This window comes from Bradyrhizobium sp. BRP19, from assembly GCF_020194195.1.
In the GTDB taxonomy this organism is placed as follows: domain Bacteria; phylum Pseudomonadota; class Alphaproteobacteria; order Rhizobiales; family Xanthobacteraceae; genus Bradyrhizobium; species Bradyrhizobium yuanmingense.
In genome coordinates this window covers 25,412-49,680 of sequence record NZ_JADYVZ010000027.1, presented here as the reverse complement: position 1 = coordinate 49,680, position 24,269 = coordinate 25,412, and the positions used below count along the sequence as shown (strand labels likewise).

Genomic DNA, 24,269 nt, shown 5'->3' with positions numbered 1-24,269 from the left:
CGGTTCGCGATGGCCACGACGACCGTGGTTCACCGCTAAGGCCTTGCCCGTATCGATGCCGACCCGCACTTTGGCGGCGGGATGGTCGGCGTCTTCACCAGTTTGCGCCAAAACGTCGATGATCAGTTGCGCCGTCGCCACGGCCCGGTGCACGCGCTTGGCCTCGAGCGTCAGCGACTGGTGCTCAATCGCCTCTTCGACGGATTCGAAGGAAAACTTACGTCGTCGAAATGGGCAAAACTCACGAAAGTCTCCCAGGCTACCGCCGCGAGGGACATCGACGAACTCGTCGGTCACGGCATCCTCAAAAAGGACGCTGCCGGTGGCCGGAGTACGAGCTACTCGCTTATAGATTTAAAGACCTGATAGTTGACCATGAAAGACGATCAAGAGGATGCATTTGAGAAGACTCCCTCAACGCAACTCAGCCAAATATCGACTTCCTTAAATTCGCGGAGACGAAGAATGCCGCGCTGCTTACGTTTTTCTCCAGTGCGCTGATAACGTTGTGCATCAGCACATCGGGCCGATCCGTGACCAGTCGCGCGCACTGGCTTGCCGAGATCCCGAACTGGTCGAAGTAATCGTAAAGGAGTTCGCGGACCCCTCGCTCGATCCGGAGGCGTTCGGCGTCCGAGGCCTCCGCATCTTTCTAGAAATCCACACGGGCCCCACCGCCTCGCTCAAGGGAGCAGTTATGGATTCGTTAGAAACGCTGGCGGACCGGTTGGGCGTACGAATTCGGCTGACCGGCAAGGGCAGACCTGAGGCAGCAACAATCTGAAGTGACTGCAAATCGAAGATGCTACCAGGAGGGGCGGCAGACCTCCCCTCGTCGGCCACAAAGCAGCACGTTCTATCCTTGAAAGGCTCGCCATATGGCCTCTTGTCCTTAGTCCTAGGACAAAGGACGGAAGCGAATTTGTATGAAAAGTCAAGACCTTGTTGTATTGCTGAAGCTCGTGAGCCTTGAGCAGGCCAAAAATGAGGGCGATGCGCATCCTGGGGAGACTGCGTATCACGACGACCCTTACTCAGTACGCAGCCTGGAATCAGCAAGACAGAGGTCAATGCCTCGATCAACCGGAGCCTTTCGTCGGGACTTGCGGTCAAAGATCGGGAATCCGGCCACGCAAAGCCTAACCACCGCAATCTCCATAATTTTGTGGTGCACGGAAGAAGGTATCGACAATCGTGAGCATGCGCAGCTTGTGTCCGGTCGCCAACTGGTCATGGACGAAGTCCATCGCCCAGGTCTCGTTCGATCGCGTCGCCGGCCTGCGATCATCGCGCAGCTTGGCCTTGACCCGGCGCTTCGGCGTTTTGTTGCGTAATTGCAGGCCCAATTCGCGATAGATGCGCCGCGTCTTGTTCTGGCTATGGCGCCAGCCTTCACGACGCAGCAGGACGTGAACACGACGATAACCGTAGCGAATACGAACATGGCAGATCTCCTTGATCTTCTGTTCGAGGGCAGCCTGGCCGGGGCACGGGATTCGTAGTGGTAGGTCGATCGATCGAACTCGAGAGCTTCGCAGGCCTTGCGGATCGAGACCTGCCACTCGCCACAGACCTCGTCGACCAGCTTGCGCTTCCCGCCAGGCTTGATAGCTTTCGGCGGATCACGTCCTGCAGCATCTTCATGTCGAGGCTGAGATCGGCGACCAGCTTCTTCAGCTTGCCGTTCTCCTCCTCGAGCTGCTTCAGCCGGCGGATCTCCGTCGGCAGCAGACCGTCATATTTCTTCTTCCAGTTGAACTAGGTCGCTGGCTGATCCCGGCCTTGCGGCAGATCTTCGCGAGGTCCGTGACAAAACCTGTTGCGTTACCGTGCGCGGCGGCAGCTTTCAGCGGTCCCATAGTCGAGACGAAAATGCCACGGCAGCATCCAGGTTAACAGGATCATCGACGCTTCGCGATTTGGGCGGTCGTGCGTTACCTATTGAATTGTTTGCCGCAGAGTTGCGCTGGCGTTCATCGATCGACGATGAGACCGCTCGACGCTCAAGCCTCCGCTCCAGATCCGCCAATCCTGCCTTACATTCGGCGACAACCGATTGGGCGCGAAGCAGCTTGACCTTGAGTTCGTCCTGTTGCCTGAGTATTTTCTCAAGATCCCAATCGTTCTGCATTAGCTCATTGACCATCTGCAAGAACCGATGCAAGGCCGGCACCTAGCTTCAAGAATGCAGGCTCTGCATGTCGCAGATGCCCCACCCTGAGCCATGGGCTAAAGCGATGCCAAACGATCGTCCAGAGGACGCCTTTACGCTGGCGTTCTTGTTGAGAACCACCATTCGTTGCGAGCCCCTTACAAGACAATCGGCTTCTGCCCGGCAAACCGGAGCGCGACCTGGAGATCGCAGAGTTCGCGAGGCAGGCGCACGGTTTGGAAAGCGCATCAGGGGACCTCTGCCATCGATCAAGCGGGCAAGTTTCATCTGAATACTTCGACCGGGATGCTGCACGAGCATCATAGTCACAGGTGGTTTCGTCACATCTTCAAGCAACCGGCATGCCAATGCCGGTTGAGCGCTTCTATGACGAAACGATGTCGGTTTTCCTTCAGCACGTAGTTGCAGGCGGTGTTGTTGTCGCGCTTGAAACAAACGACGTCTTGAGCGAGACAGCCAAAGCCGCAACCACGAGCGTCCGCGCGCATTTTCTAATGAGACCCTGGCAGGACTGGATCGAGTTCTTCCTGCTCGAGCGTCTTGGCTCCATCTTTGGCCAGGTACGCTGCCAGAGCTGCGATACCGGAGTCCGGTGGACATCGAGCGGGTGCTGATTTTTTGAACGGCACTTGTCCCAAACGCTCGGCAACTTCGACGCTCATGAGGTGGGGACGGATCGGTCGATCGACGGCGCGCTCGATGGTGTGGAAGATCCAGGTGCCGTCCGGATCGATGTCCGACCAATGAAAGATCGGCGTCTGTTCGGATACCAATCCTGCGATTGTCCGCAGCGCCTGCTGGGTGGCAAGCGAGGGGTACCCGCCGACATACACGGTTGTTCCTAATCGGCCGGGGTCCGCCTCGGCGATGTGCCGGTTGAAGCTTGCGAAGTTTTCGATCGTTAGAACGTAGGCCGGCGGCTCCCGGAACCGGACGCGATCAGCCTCCTTGGGAGTGATTCCGAGATAATGCGGAGATATCCTGGAAAGATCGGCTCCGTCGAGGTCGATCTTGCCCGCGATCAGCAGGGGCGGCGCGAAGCGCTCCAGCCCGATCGCTCGCAGTGCCTCGCGGGGGCGGGCGCCAGGCGGAAAGTCCATTATGCCGCTCAAAAGCCGGACCAGGGCCCCCTCGATGCGCTCGAGTATCTTGCTGTGCCCCACCGTACGTCGCGAGAAAGTTTTGTAGTCGACGTCCAGATGCTTGTTATCGAGGATCGCCTGGGCGAGAACGAATGCGTGGCGCAGCGTGTCGACGTCGGACGAGCCGAATCCGTGCCACGTCTTACCCCGCGCCCACACCTCTGCGATTTGAGAGCCGCTGTTCTTCAGGGACTCGTGCAGCGCCACTCCGGCTACAAGCCGGACGGCGGCATGCTCCGCGATGCGTGAGGCCGGGGTGCGGCCGAGATATCGGTATAAGATCTCCGCCGAGGACAGCCGCACATGTGCCACTTGGTCGCGCATGGGGCCGCGCCCCCAACCAAGGGAGACTGCGCCGGCACTTTCGGCTTCCCTGATGTGTTTCAGGAAGGCGTCCGCCGCGACGACTGATGGGAAGGCGGGGTAGTCCGGGTGGGCGATCGGGCTTGCGGCCCCGGCCTCGAAGCGGTTGAGCAGGTCGTTCAGCAGGCCGATCGCATCCGTGAAACGCCGAGCCATGGCTACTCGGCGGCCAGACGGGTGGCGAGCTCATCTTCGGACATCAGGTCGGGATCGATAGCCATCAGTTCGCGCTTGGCCTTCTCTTTCAGTTCCACCACGGTAGCCCTGGACTGCTCACCGATGCGGTCCACCTCCACGATGGTGTCCATGTGCTCGAGCACGGCGACGCGCTTCTCGAACGGCGCCGCGATCACGAACTGCAGGCCGAGGTTTTTGTAAAAGCTCATCATCTGCCGCTGGTTCTTGCCGTCCATCTTGGAGAAGGCCTCATCGAACATGGCGAGCGCGAAACCGGCGGGCTTGCCGGCACGACGCTCCGCGCTGCCGTAGACGGCGGCCAGCGAAGCGCCGATGGCAACGTAGATAGGCACCTGCTGTTCGGCGCCAGACCCGGTGCCGCGCCGCTGCTCCCAGCGGGTGGAGCGGCCGGTGGCGACATCCTCCATGTGGATCTCGAACGTGTAGAAGTTGCGGTAGTCCTCGAACTGGGTGAAATCCTTGTCGGGGTCCTCGAGCAGCGCCTCGAGTGCGACGATCGTATCCTTGTGCGGGAAGTCATCGGGCACGTCACCCCGGAACAGCATATCGAGCGCCTCCGGAGAGGTTTTGGCGATCTCGATGATCTTCAGGATGGGCTGGAATTCCACCATCTGGGTGCGGTGGAATGAGTATCGCTCGTTATGGAAGGGATGTGCGTAGAGGCTACGGTTCAACGATTGCAGCTCCCGCTCCATCTTTCCGATCCGGGCCGTGAGCGCGTTGATGAACTCGCCGCGCAGCAGGGTGGACGCCTTCTCCGCCGCTTCCCGCGCCTGCCGTTCGTACTGGCGCAGCTCATTGGATTCGATATCCGAGATGAGCTGTTCCATCCACGGCTTCACCTCCCGCAGCGGCTCGCTTTCCCCGCCGACCTGCGAACTCATCCCGAACTGGTCAAAGTAATCGTAAAGAAGCTCGCGGACCCGTCGCTCGATCCGGGCGCGCTCGTTGTCGGACGCGTTCGCATCCTTCAAGGCCTTCTCGGCGATGGCGCGGTGTTTCTCCGCGAAGCCCTTCTGGGCTGCGGCATCGAGGCGGTCGCGGTAGACGGCCCTGCCTTTCGCGGTGGAGTAGAGTGAGAAGAACTTGCGGTATATCGACCGCGCGACCCTGAGGTTGAGTTCGGAGCCGGGCACGTTCTCGCCCTCTCCGAGCCTCCTCTCCGCCGACCTGACCTCGCCGTCGTGCTCGCCAAACGCCTTCTGCTGCGTCTTTCTCTCCTCCAGCCTCTTCTCCTTCAGCTTCTGCTGCGCCCTCTTTTTGTCGCGAAGCCCGCCGTCCCCCGCGCCGTCGAGAGCATCGAGCCTGGCCTGAGCTTCAGCGATCTCAGTCTGTGCGGCCGCGAAAGCGGCCGCGCAAGCCGCGAGGTCATTACGTTCCTCGCAGATGTTCTTCAGAGCGGCAAAAGCCTGCTCCGCGGCATGGGCCTCCTTTCCCTTGTCGGTCAGAATCCGACCCAGTTCCTCGGCCTGATCCTGCAGGGAGCGCAGGGCGTTCGCCTGGGCCGCGTTTCCGATCTTATGCTGCGAGGATTCGATCCAGCGATGGCTCCGGACGAGTCCGTCGTCGTAGAGGCCGTCCTTCATGATAGCCCGGCCGGGCCTGTTGAACTGGTCGAGCGTGTCCGCGAGACGGACATTGCCGTAGCGGCGCATGATGAAGGCCATCGCGTCCGGATCCTGGCTCCGGAAGATGGAGGGAAAAGTGCCGCGCTCCGGCTTGGCCCTGAACTGCTCGAGCTTGTTTAGGCTCACTAGCGATGCATGGCGAAACTCGCGGCGACCTTCCTTGAAGATTGACGTGGCGGCGCTGATATCCGCTCTGTCCACGAACACGGCTTCCCGGTCGCGGCCGAGGAGCGCCTCGGCGGCTCCTATCCACTCGGGTTCGGCGACGTCGATGATGTCGCAGAGCACGCGCGGCACCATTCCCCTCTGCCGCAGCCTGCGGCAAAGAAGTTCAGTGTCGTCGCCGAGATAGGCGCGCGCCCCTCCGGCGGCGTGCTGTCGGATCCGTTCGAGCACCTCGTCGCGGCGGCCTCGGAGCCCGGAAAGCTCCGCGATGATCGTTTGACGCGCTTCGTCGATCTTCGGCAGCCATTTGGCGCCGCTTGCCGCGAAGGACTTCTCGGCCGCGGTGACCTCGTCGGAGACGCCCTCGATGTCCGCCCCGGCGGTGGCCGTCACAAGACGCTCAAGCGCAGGAACGAAGTCCTCGAAACCGTCCGCGCACATCGCCCTTAGCGGCTCCAGGCGACGGATGTTCTCCATGCGAGCCTTGAAGTCCGCCGAGGCGCGGTGCGCCGCCTGCCCGGCCACATCGGCGGTCTGCTGCAGGGACTTTCTGCCGGTCTTGGCATCGTGCTCGGCGATCGCGGCCATGAGGCGTTCGATCTCGTTATCGATGGCCTTGACGTCGTCGTCGATGAATTCGAGTTCTTTTGCTGCGGCGTCCCGGCGCGCCATCTCGGTACGCCGCTTGGTCTTGAAGTCCAGGTTTGTCGCGCGCGCCGCGAGCCAAGTCGCGCGTTTTGCGATCCACTCTTCCCTGAACTTGGTCTCGAGCGCCTCTTCAAGCGCGGCGAGGACGCCCCGAAGCGCCCTCAGGGCTTCGAGCCTGAGGCGCATTTTCCGGATGGTCTCGCTGATGTTGCGGTATGTCTGGATCGACTCGCGCAGCTCCTTGATGCCGATCGGACTGTCCTCGAGGATGTAGTTCCGCACGAACTGCGTCGCCGTCTGGTTGTGGTCGAGCGTCATCGCGTTGACGATTGATTTCTGCAGGGCGCTGGCGTTCTGCTCACCATAGGGCGAATGCGGCAGAAGATGGCGCATGTACTCGCGGACGTAGTCGCTCGCCCGGTCGCGATGATTGACGAAGTTGCCTTCGCCGACCGCCGCAACGATCCGGGCGCGCACGTCCTCCCATTGCGCCGGGAATTGCGACTTTCCTCGCTGCTCGATGAAGTCCTTGGAGCTCAGAACGGTCCCGAGGGCGACGAACAGTGCCAGCACAGTCTCCCTGCTGTCGGATTTGCGCGCCTCGAGCGCCATGCCGATCGTGACCGGTGGCCGGGCGCCTTCCGTATCTTCGAAACCGAGCGCGATGTAGGTGCGCGCCTCGTCGCGCCGGCGCTGGTCTTCGCCGAGCGTCCCAAGGCAATAATCGACGACGCTGCGCTTCGAGCCGCTGCGCGATTTTCCGCTATCGCCGGCGACCGCGTTCAGGCGCAAGAACCGCCGGCTCCCGCCGGTGAGGACGACCTGCGCCATGTCGAGGATCGTCGATTTGCCGGACCGGTTCTCGCCCAGCACCCCGACGTGTCCTGTCACGTCGATGTCGGCGACGTCGAACAGGTGCCAGTTCACCATCGTGAGGTGTCGCAGCTCCATCATGCCTCGTCTCCTGCGGGCTGCGGAAACCGCGCCTCCTCGCTACGGACGTAGCGCTCAAGCCGTTGGAGAGCATCGCCGCCACTGATCAGCTTGATCATCGGGCGGATCCTGATCTCGCAGTCCTGCTGCTCGTCGTCAAAATCACCGATCTCCACCAAACTGCGTTGGGCGGCCTCGCGCAGGATGTCCCGGAAGCGGGCGGGCGAGATCGCGCCACCGCCGCCGTGTTGGGCCATCTCGCGGTAGCGATCGAACAGGTCGTTCAAAGTGGCCACTACGACGGCCCGGTCCTCGACTGCTCCGACGTTCACCTCCTGCTGCCAGTATGCCGCCAGCACCAGCATCACGATGGTTTCGTCGAGCTTCATCCGGGGCAGCGGCACGTCCTCGTCCATGGCGACGATGCCGGCCCACTGCGCCTCCGGATCGCGATGGACGCGGTATCCGCAACTATCGAAGAAGCCGTCGACCACGTCGCGGAAGCGGCCATCCATGATCGTGTTGTAGACTGTCCCGGTCCGGGGGTCTCCCGCGAACACGAACTGCCGCCGTAGCAGGAAGTGCAGCGCCTTGCGGAGGTCGGCTGCCTTTTCCGCGCCGAAGGAGCGCTCGACGTTTTCGAATTCACTGAGCATGAGCCGCCCTCGCCTTCCGGAGTGCGCCCGATCGCTTGACCAGGAAGTTTGCGCAACGGAGCCATTCGCTGTCGTGTGGTGGCGTGTCGGGGTACGGTTCGAGTTCGAACCCGGCCGCGACCTGCGCCGGAATCTCGCCCGTCAACGCATATCGGCGGGCGCAATCGAAGGCGAGAAAGTCGTCCACGGTATCGATTTCCATGAAGCGGGCTTCCCTGGTCGTGAAGGGCGGCACCTGGCCCTCGAGGAATCGTCTGACATCCTCGGGACGGGGCGCGATGCGAGCGATGTACTCGAGGCGGAGCTTCTTCCGCAGTTCGTACAACGGATCCGACGGCGGCTCGGAGAGCTCCCTTGCTTCGACGGGACGGCGTGGCTGCCTGGCCGTCGCCTGATGGTGCTCCGACCAGGGGGATCGCAGCGGCTCGATGCTCCATTCGATTGTCGCCTTGTGGTGTCTGCCGTCTCGCAGTAGGGCATCCAGGCGCCGCACCAGGTCGCCGGCCCGGCCGACGAGTCCCTGCCCGCCCCGCTCGGCGTACTTAATGGTGTTGCGGACGCGGGCTTCGAGCTGCCTGCGGAAGGCCTCGATCCTATCGAACATCTCCCCAATCTGATCGAAGATGCTTTCGATGGCCAGCAGGTCGTCGGCCGCGGCCATTCGACCGTCCTCGATGTCGGCTGCCATGCTGGAAGCTGTGTACTCCTCGGCGAGGACCTGCATGGTTTCCGGGGTGTAGGAGATCCTCCGCGCGAGATCGACGATGGCGTCGCGGAAGCGGTACGGATGGTTGACAGTGAGGATGGACTCGAAATCCTTCAGCAGGAGCTGGTCGACGAACTCCTCGAAAAAGGCTTCCAGGCGGGTAGCGACTGTTTTCGACTCCATGACGGTCCGTCGGACGCGCTTCAGGTCGGCCAGAATGGCCCGCAGGCTCTTAGTGAACTGGTCGGCCTGATTGCGCGCCTCGCGGACGGCGAGCGCGGCTTCGCGCTGCTTGCGGTCGGTGATCTCGGGCCTCAGTTTTTCGACGGCCTCCAGGTTGAGGCGGATTTGCACGATCAAGCCGCCGAACCGCTGCGAGAGATCCTTGTTGAGGCTCGCGAACCGCTGGATCACGAGCAGCGGTCCCATAGCCATGTCCACGGTGACGCGAAGCCCGTATTCCTCCTCTTCAAGCCATCCCCAGGCGAGCAGCCGGGCGTACAATTGTCGGGCAAGACCGAGCGCCTTGTCGCCCTTCTCGGAAGCGAGCGCGACGTCGGCCTTCCGGATCCGGCGGCGTCCCGCGGAAATCATTTCCGGCAGGCTGCCGAAATCATCGCCCTCGTTCCAGAGGACGGGGTTGGCGCGCATGACGTCGTAGATGGCGTGGACCACCTGCTGCGGCGTCGGGAACGACGGGGCGCCTGAAAAGAAGCGTTCGTGTAGATCGAGCAGACACGCTGCGTACAGGTGCTTGTGATCGCGCGAAAAAGCTAGAAACGCGTCGTCATGCAAATGGCGGAACAAGGTCAATGACGCGGCTCCTGGGCCCGACTTCATGCTGAGATGGCGACGCTAAACGCATGATGTGCCGGACAACATTGTATTGAGAGTGGGTCTTGAAAATACAACCGGAAGATCGGTTCTTAGTATGTTCTAATATAACTTTCCAGCTCAGTCGCTGTCGAGACTCCGAAAGTCCGATCGGAGGAGTTCGGTCTTAAGATCCGGAACAATCCGGCCTCAAGTCATTGAATTGATTGTTGTTACCATTATGGCAAAATGGATACAAATTTGCTACCATTCGCAGGATGGATACAAAAAACCATTGTTACCACTTCGCCAAAATGGTAACAAATACCTATGAAGCAGTTTTCCAACATCGACCAAGTCATGTTCTCCGACCTGGTTCAGAAGGCGACCGACGCGGATTTCGACGAGAACTTCCCGGAAAACGGGACCTTTCTCAAACAGAAGCGAGCCAACCGCGAATACTATTACTACAAGGCCTACGAGCCCTCCGGTGGCGAGGGACCGACGAAGACGACTCTCAAATATGTCGGTCCGGCCGATGATCCCGAGATTGCCAAACGCGCGGAAGCTTTCCAGCGCACCAAGATTGGCTATCGCGCGCGACGCGAGCTGGCAGCGAAGTTGAGGCGGGCCGGCTACCCTGCCCCTCCCCACATGGAAGGTCTCGTCGTCAACGAACTCGCGCGCGCGGGACTCTTCCGGCTTCGCGCCACGCTCGTCGGTTCGATGGCCTATCAGACATACAGCGGCGTACTCGGCGTCAAGCTGCCCGACGAGCTCGTGACGACCGAGGATCTGGACATCGCGAAATTCTACGGCATCTCGATCTCGATCGATGAAAGCATGCCCGACATCGAAGAGATCCTGAAAAAAGTGGATCCGACATTTGCGCCCTCATTCTCCCCCGATGAAACCAAGCTGTTCAGCGGTTTTGCCAATGCCACCGGCTTCAAGGTCGAATTCCTTACACCAAACCGTGGCGACGAGGACTACTCCTCCAGACTGACGCAGATGCCTTCATTGGGACCGTCTGTAGGTGCGCAGGTGTTGCGGTTCCTAGACTACCTGATCCATGAGCCCATCCGCTCTGTGGTCTTGCACGACGCCGGAGTGCCGGTCCTTGTACCGGCCCCGGAGCGCTACGCCGTCCACAAACTGATCATGGCGACCAAACGGAATGTGTTCTTTGCGGATAAGGCCAAAAAGGACATCAACCAGGCTGGCGCGCTCATTCAAGCATTCAATGCCGTCAAACGTAGTAGCGACCTAGGCTTTGGGTGGATCGAAGCTTGGGAACGCGGAGCCAGATGGCGACGACGGCTTGGTGTTGGCGCCCTGCGTCTTTCGGACGACACTTTCGACATGCTCGCGAAGGGCGTAGCCGAAGCGGCCAAACTCGACGGCAAGCCGGCAGAGGAGTACGGGCTTACGGGAGGCAAGGAAGGTCTTCTGGCGCGCGTTTCAATTGCGAAGCCGACGGCGTCGCCAACGCCGTGATGCCAATTCGGTCGACGAGGCTCTCTCGCCCATCATCGGCGACGGGCGCGCCGGTGCTGCTGCTGATCATCGGCGGCGTCGGCATGCCGAATCACGTGATTGGCTCGCTGATCATCTCGCTGCCGATGCAGCTGACCATGCCGGTGATGTGCATCATGCCGTTCGATCAGCTCGGTCTTGCCGCCGACGCGCTCGAGGCTCAGCACGAAGTAGAGCTGGATCGGAACGTGCTGGCCTGTTTGATGGCCGGTCTGCTTCTTGTCCTCGACCGTGACCGGTTTTTCGATGACGAACGGACTGACGGGCTTGTCGGGGCCACCGCCATGACCTCCGCCCTGGCCCGGATTGCCGCCCGGGTGTCTTTTTCAAAGTCGCTTTCGGCGCGGCCAGCCCCTTGACCCAAGTCTCGTCCATCCTGCGCGAAGATCCCAATCTCAACGAGGACGCCGCTGCGGCGTTGGACGACCTGATCAAGGCGACGTACGCCCGACTGACAGATACGAGCAGGGGCCCGTGATGGTTTTTTAATAATTTCAATAAGGTCGTGGGAAATCGCGGGGCTTCATACGCAATTGCGTATTATGCACAGATATACGCGGACGCGTATAATCGGCTGATATTCGCGATCGCGTATTTTGACGATATATACGCATTCGCGTATGGCAACCTATGGATACGATTGCCCGCACCCCCCAACAAGTTGGCGCCGGGATCAGGCGCTACCGGCGGCAGAAGAAGCTCACCCAGGCTGGCCTCGGTGAGAAGATGCATGCGCGTCAAGCGACGGTCTCGAAGCTGGAAGCCGGTGTACCTGCAACGCGGCTGCGCACCTTGATGGATGCGCTGGCCGCGCTCGACCTCGAGTTGGTCATCCGGCCGCGGACCAAATTGACGGCTGAAGCGATTGAGGATCTGTTCTGATGGCGCGTCGTCCTGCCCGCGCGCCGCTCAACGTCTATCTCAACGCACGGCTGGTCGGGCAGCTGCGGCGCGAGAGCAGCGGCGCAATCGATTTCCAGTATGACAAGCAGTGGCTCACGTGGGAAAATGCCATCCCCGTTTCGGTGTCGCTGCCATTGCGGGAGGATCGTTATATCGGCGATCCCGTCGTCGCCGTTTTTGACAATCTTCTGCCCGATAATGACGACATCCGCCGACGCGTCGCCGAACGCGCGCATGCTGATGGCGCCGACGCTTACAGCCTGCTCTCCGCAATCGGCCGCGATTGCATCGGCGCGCTGCAACTCCTTCCCGACGGTGCCGCACCCGGGGGCGCCGGCGCCATTGATGGCCGCGCCGCTAGCGATCAGGATGTCGCCGCCATTCTCGGCAATCTTGCCAGCAATCCGCTCGGCATCGGCGCCGACCAGGACTTCCGCATTTCTCTCGCGGGCGCGCAGGAAAAGACAGCGCTGCTTTACTGGAAAGACAAGTGGCACGTGCCTCATGGCACGACGCAACTACGCACATTATCAAGCCGCAGATCGGGAAGTTGCCGAACGGAATCGATCTGACCGGCAGCGTTGAAACGAGCATCTGTGCCTTGAGCTGGTTGCGGCACTCGGCTTGCCCGTCGCCAAATCAAGCATCATCGATTTCGCCGGACGCCGCGTGCTCGCAGTTGAGCGGTTCGATCGCATCTGGACGCGCGACGGCCGCCTGTTGCGGCTGCCGCAGGAAGACTGCTGCCAGGCGCTGTCCGTTCCACCCGCGCGAAAGTATGAGTCCGATGGCGGACCCGGCATCCGCAAAGTCTCGGATTTGCTCAAAGGCAGCGATACGCCTGAGGACGACCAGGCCATTTTCTTCAAGGCGCAGATCGTGTTCTGGCTGCTTGCCGCCACCGATGGCCACGCGAAGAATTTTAGCATTCATTTGGCGCCGGGCGGACGTTTTCATCTGGCCCCGCTTTACGACATCATTTCGACCCAACCGAGCTTGGACGCTGGACAGATCAGTCAAAACCAAATGACGCTGGCCATGGCGATCGGCAGCAACCGGCATTACGTCGTCCACACGGTTCTCGGCCGACATTTCGTGCAGACTGCGAAAACCTGCGGTCTCCCCGACAAAACAGTCAAGGTTGTCATCCAGCAGCTCGGCGATACAGCCGCAAAAGCCATAGATCAGGTGCTGAACGCGCTTCCAAAAGGATTTCCGGAGAAGATGGCCATATCGATTGCTGATGGCGCGAAGCGCCGTGTGAATTCGCTGGCTGTGCTCAAGAGCAGTGAATGATCGCCGGTTTGCGCAAGCTGCCAGCCGTACGATGACCTCCGTGAACGGTGGCAGGAAGACCGGATCGACCAATCCAAACCTGGAAGCTGCCTATCAGAGGAGCAGCAGCGCGATCAGCAACAGGGAGCGTTGCCCGAAAGCAGCCAACCAGCGGCTCAAGAAACGGGCCCGGTTCAAGAACGGCGATTGCCGCTCAGCAGCCGCCGCACGACGGCTTGGTCGTCACCGTTGGTTAGCCGCATCGCGATGAGATTGTTGCACTGGCTGGCGACCGTGCGGTTCACTTCGGCGGGGCGTTGGCTGATCACCACCAGCCCGACGCCATATTTCCGCCCCTCCTTGGCGATGCGCTCGAAGGTAGCGATCGCATTCTCCGCGGCGCCTGAAGTCGGATCCTGTGGAATATAAAGATGTGCCTCGTCACAGAACAGGGCCACCGGATGGCGAAGCCCCTGCGCGCTCCACTGCTGCACGTGGAAGGCCATGCGCGCGACCATGCCGACGATCAGCGGCAAAATGTCGGAGGGAACTTCGGAGAAGTCGATGATCTTGACGCCACCGTGGCCGCCTTTGGCCGCCCTGCCACCGAGCAGCAGCTCAACTGCGCGATCGAGCCAATCATAGCTGTCCGCCACGCCGGACGCAGGGAATAGGAAGCCGAGGCGCCGATCGGTGCGTTTGCCCTCGAGGCGCTGGATTAGCCGGCTGAGCTTGCCGTGGAAATCGCCCTGCTTCTCCGTCCTGGCGCCCGGTACCATCTCGGCGTTGAGGCGGTTGAGCTCGCCGAGCACGGTTTCCATCCTGAAAGGCACCGGACTGTCGATCGTGAAGTTGGCGAGCACCTCGACATGACCGCCGGCTTCCAGGAAGCCCGTCTTGGCGTCGACGACCGTACGCGACATGATCATAGCCTGGTTTGGGGCGTTCTGATCGGAGCGGTCAACAAACATCGAGACAAGCGCCTCGTAGCTCATGAGCCAATAGGGCAAATGCAGCACACCATCGTTCAGCCCCTTCCCGCTTCGATGTCGCTTGGGCCCGCGACACGAAGATGGACGAAACCGTCGCCAGCCATGGACGCATATTCTCCGTGCATGTCGAACACGATGGCATTGGCGCTGTCGAGCTCAGCGATTTGCTCGAGCAGGCGGGCGGTCGTCCACGACTTGCCCGAGCCGGTGCTGCCCACGATGAGCGCGTGACGCTGGAACAACCGATTGCCATTGACGAACGCCTGAGCGTTGGGATCGAGCGTATAGGCGCCAAGCGACAGGCGCTGCGCGCCGCCGGTCACCTCCGAAATCACGCCCATGAATCGCGTAAGGCGCTCGCCTTCGAGAGCGAAGCAGCAGGCATCGATCTCCGGGACGGTCTCAAGCGTCCGGCGGAAGACATTGGCGCGCGGTCCGTCCCGATCGAGCAGCGTGCCGATCAACATAATCCGCACCAGATTGACTTCAGGATGCGCGGCCTCGCCTAGCTCGACATCGGCGATCTTCGCTTCACCGAGCGCGGTACGGATGATCTTTTGGATCACGCCAATCAACTTGTGGCCGGCAAGGCTGCTCTGGAGCGCAACCAGCCGGTTCACCTGCAGCGCCCGCAGCGCCTCGACATCATCGACGTGGACGATTACCGTGGTCGTGTCGACCGATTGGACGCGGCCCAGCGCTTCTTCGTCCGCAAAATTCAGAATGCTCACGCGGAAACTCCTGTCATCTCATTGAGGAAGCGGTCGAGCCGCCAGATCGGTTGATCTACGTCGAACCCGTTGGGTACGTCGTGCATATAGGCGCGCGCGCCCATCGTCCCCTCCTCGATCGCGAGATAGCGCCGGCAGCGTCCGCCGCCGAGGAAGGTCCGGGCGGACGTAGTCAGCTCTTTGGTAATCACGACGAGCGGGACGGAATCGCGGTCGCAACGCTCGATCAGCTTGGTCTGAAGATGCTCGTCGTTGAAGCCATAACCAACGCAGAAATAGGCGCGGGCGTTCTCGAGCGCGGCATCGCTGCGGCCTAGGATCGTTCGGAACGGCTCGCCATGTGTCAGCCGGTATTTGTCGATGCCCGGCGTGATCATCAGCGGCGAGTATCCGGCCGGCACGTCGGGCATTCCGCGGACGCCGATGATCTGGCCGGCGGAATCCTGGAATCAGTCGAGAGAGCCATGCACTTTCCAGACGGCAACCGTACGGGTCACCTGCCGATTGACGAAAACGCGCGTGTTGGGATCGCGGGCGCGCGATTGCAGATAACCGTAGTTGAAGCCGGTGAACGTGCTTACATCGGCGGCGTCCGCGGCATATTCAGCAAGCCGGTCATAGTTAGGCGTGACGACATTAACGGTCTTGTGCGTGCTGTCGAAGAGATGGAGGTACAGGCGCGAGAGCGGCAGCGCGCGCCGGTCGGCCAGCAGCGTCTCGAGAACGCCAAGATCGTGCGGCAGCAAGAAAGCGCGGGTCTCGGTGGCGATGAACTGGGTCTGGCGTTCCGTCGGGCGCACGGCCTGGAGGCGCTTTCGAGATCATCGCCGGCCGCAAGCTGCGCGATGAACTTATCCCATTCGCTCCTCTCCTCTGCTGTCCAGCTCGTGGGCGGCTTGACAGCGGAAAGCTGCAACGCCAAGGCGCCCATGCCGGGCACACCGTGCGCAGCCGAGGCGCCGCTGCCCAGAATGATCACCGGTGCGGCGCTGAGCGCCGCCTGCGCGAATTCCTGCGCGATCTCCGGCGCGCTCTTGGCCGCCATACAGTCCCTTCCCGGCCAACGCGGACTGTACCCACGACAGCCGTCGTCATCCCTATGAGATTTAGTGAATGGATCAATTTCGGCGAGGATTGCATCCTCGCTAAATCTGAAATTAGCCCTTAGCCGATCAGGTTACGCTTGGTGTCGAGACGACGAAGGGCCTGCAGGACCGTGAACTTCCCGGATTGATTTTCCCCAAAGGAAGTCCGAGAAGCATGTCGACGCAAACTCCGCGTCGCGGACGGCTTTTGTAGTTAGAGATAATGATCTCGAGACTTGCATTCTGCAATCCATCTAAGCAACGTTCTTCATTTGATGTGGGCGAGGCTCCAGCATTGCCGTCGAAACACTCCTGTCAAACGCGGTAGAAGCCACATCAAGCAGGTGCTGGTGATGGGTGAAGAAAAGCACCTGCGTTTTCTCCGCAAGCAGTTGCAATACCCTGAAACCGGCCGAGGCGCGCGCATCGTCATAATTGATGAAAAGATCATCTGCGATAAATGGCACCGGCGCAGCATGCATCAGATACTCTTCAACGGCAGCAATGCGCAGCGCGAAAAAGAGCTGATCGGCGGCTCCTTCGCTGAGACCTGATACGGGCACCGCTCCACCGTCCCCACGCACGCCCGCCAGATGTGGCACATCTTTTTCGTCGTATTCGAGCGTAAGGCGTTGGAACGAGCCGCCGGTCAGAATAGAGAACAGCTCCCCTGCCCGTTTGAGCAATGGTGCCTGCTTTTCGCGCCTAAACCGCTCGATCGCCCACCTCAGGATGATGGTTGCGGAGCGAACGCGCGCATACTGCGCCGCCACCTCCTTCATCTCGGCCAAAGCCAGCTGACGATCACCAGCAGCTTTGGCCGCAGCGGCGTCGCCGCCGACGGCTTCGAACAAACGCTCAGCATCATTGCGACTCTGAATTGCGATCAGCTGGCGTTCCCTGGCATCGTTGAGTATTGCCTTCAGCGTTTGCTCCCGAGCCGTTGTTTGATCGAGATCGGCGCTGCGGCATTCCTCGGCGAGTTGTTCGACACCAAGCCCATCGCCATCAGCCTCAAGCGTGGTCCGCAAGCGCGATCGCTCATCCCTAAGCGCGCGTTGTAGATCGGACTGAAGAATAGCCGCTCGCAATCTGTCGATCGAATCGACGGCTGCGGCCCTCTTGAGGCGATCTATTACAGCCTCGGCGTCCGTCCTGGACTTGTCGCATTCTTCCAATTTCTTCTGCAGGCCCTGCATCGCCTCAGCTTTTTCGTCCCGGGACACGACAGTCTGCATCGCCGCATTCAATTGCGCATGGAGTTGGAGGATTGCTTCATCTGCATTCTGCCCGGAAAACCGCGGCGCGATCGCATTTACGAGCTTTTCGACATCCTCCGTAAACGCCGTGATGTCCCGCTCGATCTTTCCAATGCGCTCGTGCTTCAAATCCGCGATCTTGGCAGACGTCTCCCGCATCTGATCGATTGCTTCGATTTGCTCTTGAACGGTCTCAAGCGGGGCTTCGGGTAACAGATTGATGCCCCTCAGGGCCTCTTTCCATTGCGCGTTCCAGACATCACGCTCTTTCGCAGCGTTTTCAACAGCCACGCGCCTGCGTTCGACTTCTGTTGCGACCTTCCGTTGCTCTAGCGCGAGTTCATTCCTCTTTTGTGTGTTGCCCTCCTCCATACGGAGGCGCGCTTCGGCAGCCGCAAGAATTCCGTTCAGCGGCAGACTATCTGCCGAGGCTGCGATTGCCGTGTCCGCCATCAAGCTGGCGAGCTGTTGCTTGGCTTTTGCAATTTGCTGCTGGAGCGAGGACTCTGCATGAAGCGCGGCGTCACGCTTGGCGATTTGATCGAGCACGCCAGCCCTTGCATCGAGCCAATCCAGCATTTCGTCCGGAGAACGCGGGTTATCGGTAACCTGTTTCCACAGGATCGCCCAGGCCTCGGCCAATGCCTTCTGCTCTTCGGCTAACGAAAACAGCTCCTGCTTGGCGGATTCAAGGACGTCTTGCTCTTCAGCGATTTGCCGCGCCAGCACCATGGCCGCAGCCGTCGACTGCGCATTCTGAAAACGACGGTCCGCTGCCGTGTCGGCGTCTTCGATGGCCTTCACATAGGCATCGAGCAGCGGCTCGCCGCTTGTAAAAGCGAGCTCTTCCGACTCTGGCACCATGATCTTGTCGACATGTCTGCGCCTGATGATAGACCATCCGGCATCCCGCCGTTCGCGCAGTTTCTTCAACTCCTCAACGGCGACAATTCTTTCATCTGACACAAGACGAGCATAGGACTTTCGATTGTTTTCGACTGTACGGGTCAGCTCACGCGTCACAGCTTGCTGGCGCTGAATACGCGCCTGAAGCTCGCGGGCAGCATCGCGATGCACCCTTACCGCCTCTTCCGCCGGACTTTTCAAGGCCTGCAAACTCGTTTCACTCACGATAGGCGGATTCATATCAGCCATTTGCCGCTGACATGATCTATCGGCATCCTGATGCTCTTGATGGATACTCAGAAGACGCGCATCGAGATCGCCAAAAGCACGAATGGACTCGACGACCCCAGCCAGCGCCGAAAGGTCTTTCTGCGCTCCGAGCGCTTCAATCCGCGCCTGGATATCAGCGAGTTTTTCGTTGGCATCCTCTAGCGCTGCTTCAGCGCTATCAACGGCGGCAAATCGGCTGCCACGCGATGTCAACAGTCCGCGGACTGCTGCAACCTTGGCCCGCGGCGGAATTCTCTCGACCAGGTCGGCGACGGGACCTGTCCAACCCAATTCAATCGCCGCGCGCTTCAGGCCTTCTTCCGCTGCGGCGAGTTCGGCCCGCCGCTTCGGTAAGTCCGTCCGGGCCGAAGAGAGCTGTATGCTGCGCTTCGAGAGGCGTTCAATCTCCGTTTGGTGGAGCAGAACGCTATCGTCAACCACAAGTCCGGAAATTTCCGCGCCGATTGTTGCGATCTGTTCACGGAATGCGCTTATACGCACCTCTGCAGCAGCGTTATCGCCCGAGGCCTCCTCAAATTGCCTAGCCGCGTCGGGAGGTAATTCGACCACCGCGCCGAGGTCCACTATCTCGGTTTCGATCTCTTGAAGCCGACGCACACCGCGATATACGCGCCGGACCCGAGAAATCTTCGCAAGTTCGGAAACTTGCTCTTCGATCTCCTTCTCGATCTGATTGCAAAGCCCGCGCGCCTCTTCAAAGGCGGATTTCAATTCCTGCCATTTGCTTGCGCTCACCGTGTGTTGACGCAACGCCGCATCAGCCTCTTTAAGGCGGTCTTCCGCTTGGTAGTATTTCCGGTGTCCCGCCTTGCGGCTGGCCCAGAGCCCATCCGCCTCTGCCTGCATCGCACCCAACCGATCGCGGAGACCTGACACGCCGGCCCCTGCGGCGAACAATGCCGCGCCGATATCATCCTTGGCCTGGGTGATATCCCGTCCGCCAGCCCGCAGGCGCTCATGGTCAAGACAGAACATCCGGCAGAAAAACGCGCGGTCCATCCCGCCGAGCAAAGGAGCAAGCAGGCCATCGCCAGCCGCAATCGGCAGATCGTCCGGACCGAGAAGCGTGTCCTTGTTGCCCTTGCGACGCCGGACCGAAAGCAGCGCGCCGTCGCGTTCCAGGGCGGCGCCGATGCGCAGCGCCGCATTCTCATGCAGGAAATTACGGGATGATTGCCCGGGAATACCGAAGAGCAGATCTTCAATCGCCGACATCGTCGTCGACTTTCCAGCCTCATTCTCGCCATACACGATATGAAAGTCAGGTTCGCCTGACGGAAAATGAAGCGTCGTGCCGGTGAAATGTCCGTAACGGATCAGGTCAAGAGAACGAATACGCACGGATCAACGCCTTTCCGCGGTCAGACGTGCGCTCAGATATTCGCCAGCCTGCTCAATCACAACCGAGTATTGTTTCGCGATCACCGCTTCGAGAAGAAAATCGTCAATATCAAGTGCCGCGTCGTGAGGAAGCCTGCGGACAAGGTCGCCCAGATCGTTCGCGATTTCTGCCTGGAGATCGGAATCTCCCGCAGCCTGAGCTAGTAGGACTTTGAGATCGTTGATCGCGCTGCCCTCTGACTGGATGGAAACTGCCGTCGCAGGCACGGTCGCATTGATCACACGTTCGATCCATGCAACCTCTTCGCCAAGAGCCAGTGCTGCGGCCCTCGCTTCAGCCAACAATTGCGGCGCAGACGCCATCAGTTCGGCGTGAAGAGCCGTCGGACCAGTTAGTTTGATGCGACAAGCCAGCAGTCGGCCTTCTGCGTTCTTGGCCGCCTCGTCGATCGAACGTTTGATTTGATCTACAACATCCCCGAACCGCGCGCTACCACTGACCGGTACATCGACATGCATCCACCGCACGACATCCGTTTGGAGCAGCTCAGCGCCTTCGATCGCTCCGTCTTGGACCGTAACGAGCTGCGCCGATTTCGGGCCGGCTTCGCGGATGTGGCGCCCCTGTAGATTGCCGCAAAACACCACGTGCGGATTTTGATGCAGTACGCCGCCCTGATGCACGTGCGCGAGCGCCCAATAGTCGTACCCCTTGTTAACCAGCTCTTCGAGCGTGCAAGGGGCGTAGTTCTCGTGAGAACCACCCATTCCGCCGAGTGCAGTATGCAGCACGCCGATGTTGAAATAGCCTTTGATCGGCGCGGGATAGGCTGCTGCCAGATTTTCCGTCGTCGCCTGCAGGCGGAAGCTTTGACCGTGAAGGGCCACGCGGCAATCATCGAGCTTGAAAGTTTGGGGCTTTCGATAGCTAAACACCTCAACATTGTCAGGAAGCGTCAGCCGCTTCGTGATTTGGCTTTCGGCGTCATGATTGCCGTGCAACACGAAGGCGGTGATTTTCGCCGCCCGCAAACGACCCATCTGCCGAACGAAAAACAGGCCGGTGTGAAAATCGCGCCAATCGCCGTCGTAGAGGTCTCCGGCGATGACCACGAAAGCCGCCTGTCTATCGATTGCCTGAGTAATGAGGTCCTCAAAGGCAGTTCGGGTCGCCGTTCGAATGCGCTCGGCCGCTGGCCCCTCCTGTCCGCTCAGGCCTCTCAGGGGGCTGTCCAGATGTATGTCGCCGGTATGGATAAATTGGAAAGTGCTCACAACAGGACTCGCTTAATTCCAATCAGAACAAACTAGGAAAATCCTTTTATCGCAATCTTGAGCGGAGTGTTGTCACCAAGTATCCGCAAACGCGGAAAGGGATTGTCGATGAGGGCTCGAAGGGGCCGCCGAATTTGAGGGTGACGCGAAGATTCGGTGGCACGACCGCGGTTTATCCGCCCAGGGCCTTCGTCTCATGACGACTTTGGTCGTCGGACCGGTCCAAGACAGGCCGCTGCGACATCGACTTCGCAGTCGATACCGCCGCCCCGTCGCAACGTAAGACGCCGCCATAATGGTAAAGAGGCTCTTCACTGCGCGAGGCAGCAATCCTGACGCGCGATGGAATTATCGCTACAAACATGGACCGCCGCCGTGGCCGGAGAGTAGTAGTCGCGGGCCTTGTGGTACCAATGCAAAGGGATCGCACGGCTTTTCGGCCCCGTAGAAATCGACCCGATTACAGCCGATTCGTTGTTGTAGCCAAACGGGGCTCCGAGCTTGTGCAGTGGAAGTGCAAGCGCGAAAACGAGCCCACAATTCACGCGGCGCGTTCAAAGAATCGGAGCTGCCGCTCTGGAGACGACCAACTTTTGTCACTCGCACGGAACCCGATCGCAGCGAGCCGAATTGCCGAGGTGCCTGATCACTTCCAGTTGTCGCTCCTCGGAGAGACTTAAAGCCTTCGCGACGATCCCCCACCTTCATCTTCTGCAACTCCGGAGTCAGAAACTCTGGTGCGCAGCAACCGAAGCAGCCTCGCTGCTCGGCATCGATAGAAACCTGCTGCTGCGTGAGCTCATTCGGCTTGAGTCTTGGTCCGGACCCGGGCCCGTCGGCCGGACACCGTCCAGAACGGAAAACTTATCTCGTCACGAAGAGGAAAATTCGTCAATTTCTGCCGGGCATCGCAGATATCAAGCGAATTTTCTCATTTCGCGCTGGAGTTCATCGAAGAAATCAACTGCATCGATGTACCCATGCGGTACTGCAGATACGCCATCGCCGCCAATGATCACGCCAAATACCAATTTGGGATTTATCGATATCGGATTGGAATGGACGCGCGTGCAGGCCGATAGCGAGTCAGCGCGCCATGTTTTCAGGCGGTGATGTGCGATTCGAAGAAGTCGAACAGCGCGATACAATCGAAAAGGGGTCGCCCTTCAGCGCCCCCTTTGCCGGTTGCAATCGACTTCGGGATGAAATTCCAGCCCCGGCGACGGCCAAATTATCGGTATCTAAATGCCGAGTGAACTCCGTACAACTACGGTAGGTAGCGCTCAATTCCTCTCCGCGTCCTCGGTAGCGCGCTTAACCTTTCCACTAACGCCAAATGGACGGGACACCTATACCAAGTGCCTCACCTCACCAGGGCTGGCCGTCCTGGATTGTTTAAGCCTTTCAGCGCGACTGCGATCCATATCGCGCGAAGGCGTGCAGCTCGATATTCGTAAACGGCTCGCCTAACGCGATCAGGGGCCGGTGATCCGGCCGCGGCTGCAGAAGCGATCGCGCGTCAGCGGCCGGATCAGAGATCAGCTGGTCGTGCGCGAAGACCTCAGCACATTGGGCGGCGTTCTCCCGGGGAGCGGCGGGCCTGTTCGAGCGTCAGCGCTGATCGGACGATGATCCGCTACAGCTTCAGCCGCCCTCCAGACACGCCTCTGCGTGGTCGATTGCGCGATCGCGCCAACGATGATGGGGCTGCTGCGCCTTCCGGCGCTGGCTCCGCTTGCTTCAGGCGCTCTAGGTAGCCGCGTGCGCGCGAAATCACCGCCTCGACCACTATGTCCAGGACGGGATCGCCGCCGGCAGGCATGGCTTCGACCTCGGCCTTGGCCGCCATTGCTTGGTGCGTCACGGCCTGAGCAATCTCGGAGACGCGCCGGATCGTCTGCGCTGGAGAGAGCTTGCAGTCGGTGGCGAAGCGCTCCCAGTGGTTGCGTCCGAGCTGGTCAGCCTGCTTCTGCCCGCCGATCTTCTGCGCCATGTTGCGGGTGATCTTCGGATAGGGCGCCGCACAGACGATGTCGTAGCCTGGCGCCATGGCGGCGCCGCGCGCCGATAGCATCAGCGAGTAATTTTTGGCGTGAGAATCCGTGTTCCAAACCATCGGATTGAAGATTGCAAGATCGACGAAGCGGGCGGTCTCCTGTGCTGTCATATGGCGCTGGGTCACGCCAACCATGTCGGCCAATGATGGTCCTTTTAGGCCTCTACCGTTGTTCTGGTACTTGGCAGCTGGCGGTCGGCCCAGGGCTTGGCAAAAGTCCTCCTGATGCAGCCGCCGCCACCTCTTGCCCTCATGACGGCGGTCATAGCGCTCAACCAGCAGGTAGGTACGTTCGCCTGCCGTCCCGGTCGTCACCTTCGGCGTCGGGATTCCGATCATGCGCGCGAGCGTCAGGCAGAATGCCTCGTTCTGGACGGCGCCAGGCAAGCGCTCGTCATCGGGCTTGATGATGTGGGTCGATGGCGCGCCGTCGATCGGTATGTACAGGGTGTCGCCATCCAGAGCGACGGCGAGCTTCGTCTGCACACCGGCAAGCGACATCGACACGCCATCTTCGCCGACGAGGAAGGGCTTGTGGGGTAACTCATTGAAGATGCGCTCGAGGGAGGCCTTGTCGGGGATCTCTCGCCATTTGCCGGCGATCAGCCCGGTGCCAGGCTGTCCGACGGAGAGCGCGCCGGCGGTGTCGCGGCCCATCTCGGCAAGAAGACCGATGACATCGGCCGGCGACTTGCCGAGCATATGACCTACGGTCCCGAGAGTTGCGTTCTCCGGCAGCAGATTTGCCGCCCATGTCAGAATTACCGAGGCATCGTACGACGCCCGCGTGAGCGGCATGGTGAGCGACACAGGGAAGGCGCCGGTCAGCCCGCGCCAGGATTCGGCATAGGTGAAGCCTGACGCTTCGTCGGCGGCCGTGATCCAGCCGACCTCTCGCGTCTCAAAGTAGACCGGAAGACGGTCCATGAGGCTCCTCCTCGTCGCTGTCGGGAATGTCCGGTGTCTCGGAAGTGTTCGCGCGGCGGGCCTGGGCATCCTTGAGAACATCCTCGATGCGCAGCCCGAGCACGTTTGCCACGTGCAGGCTGCGCCCGAGCTGACAGGTGCTTTTTCCGGCCTCGAGGTCGACGATGAAGCGCTTTCCTGTCCCGCTCACCATAGCCAGCTCGTCCTGCCGGAGGCGCTGGCGTTTGCGTTCTTTCTGGATGAGGCGACCGAATGCTGCAGCAAACT

General features: G+C 60.5%; 15 protein-coding genes and 4 pseudogenes. 5 read left to right on the top strand and 14 right to left on the bottom strand.

From position 1 onward, the window contains the following. Positions 1-81 precede the first annotated feature (81 nt). Positions 82-366, top strand: a complete 285-nt coding sequence (locus tag I6F36_RS36095; protein ID WP_225145485.1) for a hypothetical protein — start codon at positions 82-84, stop codon at positions 364-366. A gap of 806 nt (positions 367-1,172) precedes the next feature. On the opposite strand, the pseudogene I6F36_RS36090 reads toward I6F36_RS36095, so the two are convergent. The 6 genes and pseudogenes from I6F36_RS36090 to I6F36_RS36065 form a co-directional block, all read right to left on the bottom strand. Beyond that, positions 1,173-1,802, bottom strand: a pseudogene (locus I6F36_RS36090) (transposase); the annotation flags it as partial. Positions 1,803-1,846: 44 nt separating this feature from the next. After that, positions 1,847-2,146: a hypothetical protein gene (locus I6F36_RS36085; RefSeq protein WP_225145497.1), complete on the bottom strand. Its 300-nt coding sequence runs from the start codon at positions 2,144-2,146 to the stop codon at positions 1,847-1,849. Between the two features lie 518 nt (positions 2,147-2,664). Then, positions 2,665-3,834: a Wadjet anti-phage system protein JetD domain-containing protein gene (locus I6F36_RS36080; RefSeq protein WP_225145484.1), complete on the bottom strand. Its 1,170-nt coding sequence runs from the start codon at positions 3,832-3,834 to the stop codon at positions 2,665-2,667. Positions 3,835-3,836: 2 nt separating this feature from the next. After that, the gene (locus I6F36_RS36075; protein WP_225173097.1) at positions 3,837-7,268 is read right to left on the bottom strand and encodes an SbcC/MukB-like Walker B domain-containing protein; all 3,432 of its coding nucleotides are present in this window, start codon (positions 7,266-7,268) and stop codon (positions 3,837-3,839) included. Then, a complete protein-coding gene (locus I6F36_RS36070) occupies positions 7,268-7,906 on the bottom strand; it encodes a DUF4194 domain-containing protein (RefSeq protein ID WP_128932111.1) in 639 nt (212 codons plus the stop codon). Before I6F36_RS36070 ends, I6F36_RS36075 begins: the two co-directional genes overlap by 1 nt. Continuing rightward, positions 7,896-9,425 carry a Wadjet anti-phage system protein JetA family protein gene (locus I6F36_RS36065; RefSeq protein WP_225145481.1) on the bottom strand — a complete coding sequence of 510 codons (1,530 nt, stop codon included), beginning with the start codon at positions 9,423-9,425 and terminating at the stop codon, positions 7,896-7,898. Before I6F36_RS36065 ends, I6F36_RS36070 begins: the two co-directional genes overlap by 11 nt. A gap of 330 nt (positions 9,426-9,755) precedes the next feature. On the opposite strand from I6F36_RS36065, the gene I6F36_RS36060 reads away from it, so the two are divergent. From I6F36_RS36060 to I6F36_RS36045, 4 genes and pseudogenes are all read left to right on the top strand, one after another. Continuing rightward, positions 9,756-10,922 (top strand): GSU2403 family nucleotidyltransferase fold protein, encoded by a 1,167-nt coding sequence (locus I6F36_RS36060; protein WP_225173093.1) that lies wholly within the window; start codon positions 9,756-9,758, stop codon positions 10,920-10,922. A gap of 53 nt (positions 10,923-10,975) precedes the next feature. Beyond that, a complete protein-coding gene (locus tag I6F36_RS36055) occupies positions 10,976-11,320 on the top strand; it encodes a hypothetical protein (RefSeq protein WP_225145479.1) in 345 nt (114 codons plus the stop codon). A gap of 271 nt (positions 11,321-11,591) precedes the next feature. Further along, a complete protein-coding gene (locus tag I6F36_RS36050) occupies positions 11,592-11,843 on the top strand; it encodes a helix-turn-helix domain-containing protein (RefSeq protein WP_225129751.1) in 252 nt (83 codons plus the stop codon). Continuing rightward, a pseudogene (locus I6F36_RS36045) lies at positions 11,843-13,160 on the top strand (type II toxin-antitoxin system HipA family toxin). Before I6F36_RS36050 ends, I6F36_RS36045 begins: the two are co-directional and overlap by 1 nt. Before the next feature lie 173 nt (positions 13,161-13,333). On the opposite strand, the gene I6F36_RS36040 reads toward I6F36_RS36045, so the two are convergent. The 8 genes and pseudogenes from I6F36_RS36040 to I6F36_RS36010 all read right to left on the bottom strand — a co-directional run. Continuing rightward, on the bottom strand, positions 13,334-14,158 hold the full coding sequence (locus I6F36_RS36040; protein WP_346656703.1) for an ATP-binding protein: 825 nt from the start codon (positions 14,156-14,158) through the stop codon (positions 13,334-13,336). Between the two features lie 8 nt (positions 14,159-14,166). Further along, complete coding sequence (locus tag I6F36_RS39795) at positions 14,167-14,751, bottom strand: DUF87 domain-containing protein (protein WP_346656702.1); 585 nt, start codon at positions 14,749-14,751, stop codon at positions 14,167-14,169. 107 nt (positions 14,752-14,858) lie between these two features. Further along, positions 14,859-15,272 carry a hypothetical protein gene (locus I6F36_RS36035; protein ID WP_225145477.1) on the bottom strand — a complete coding sequence of 138 codons (414 nt, stop codon included), beginning with the start codon at positions 15,270-15,272 and terminating at the stop codon, positions 14,859-14,861. Between the two features lie 39 nt (positions 15,273-15,311). Beyond that, complete coding sequence (locus tag I6F36_RS36030) at positions 15,312-15,662, bottom strand: hypothetical protein (RefSeq protein ID WP_225145476.1); 351 nt, start codon at positions 15,660-15,662, stop codon at positions 15,312-15,314. A gap of 539 nt (positions 15,663-16,201) precedes the next feature. After that, positions 16,202-19,744, bottom strand: coding sequence for a YhaN family protein (locus I6F36_RS36025; protein ID WP_225145475.1), 3,543 nt, complete (start codon positions 19,742-19,744; stop codon positions 16,202-16,204). Positions 19,745-19,747: 3 nt separating this feature from the next. Continuing rightward, entirely contained in the window at positions 19,748-21,019 is a 1,272-nt protein-coding gene (locus tag I6F36_RS36020; protein ID WP_225145474.1) for a DNA repair exonuclease, read from the bottom strand. Positions 21,020-22,886: 1,867 nt separating this feature from the next. After that, a pseudogene (locus I6F36_RS36015) lies at positions 22,887-24,002 on the bottom strand (type II toxin-antitoxin system HipA family toxin); the annotation flags it as partial. 73 nt (positions 24,003-24,075) lie between these two features. After that, positions 24,076-24,243: pseudogene (locus I6F36_RS36010) on the bottom strand (transcriptional regulator); the annotation flags it as partial. Positions 24,244-24,269 lie beyond the last annotated feature (26 nt).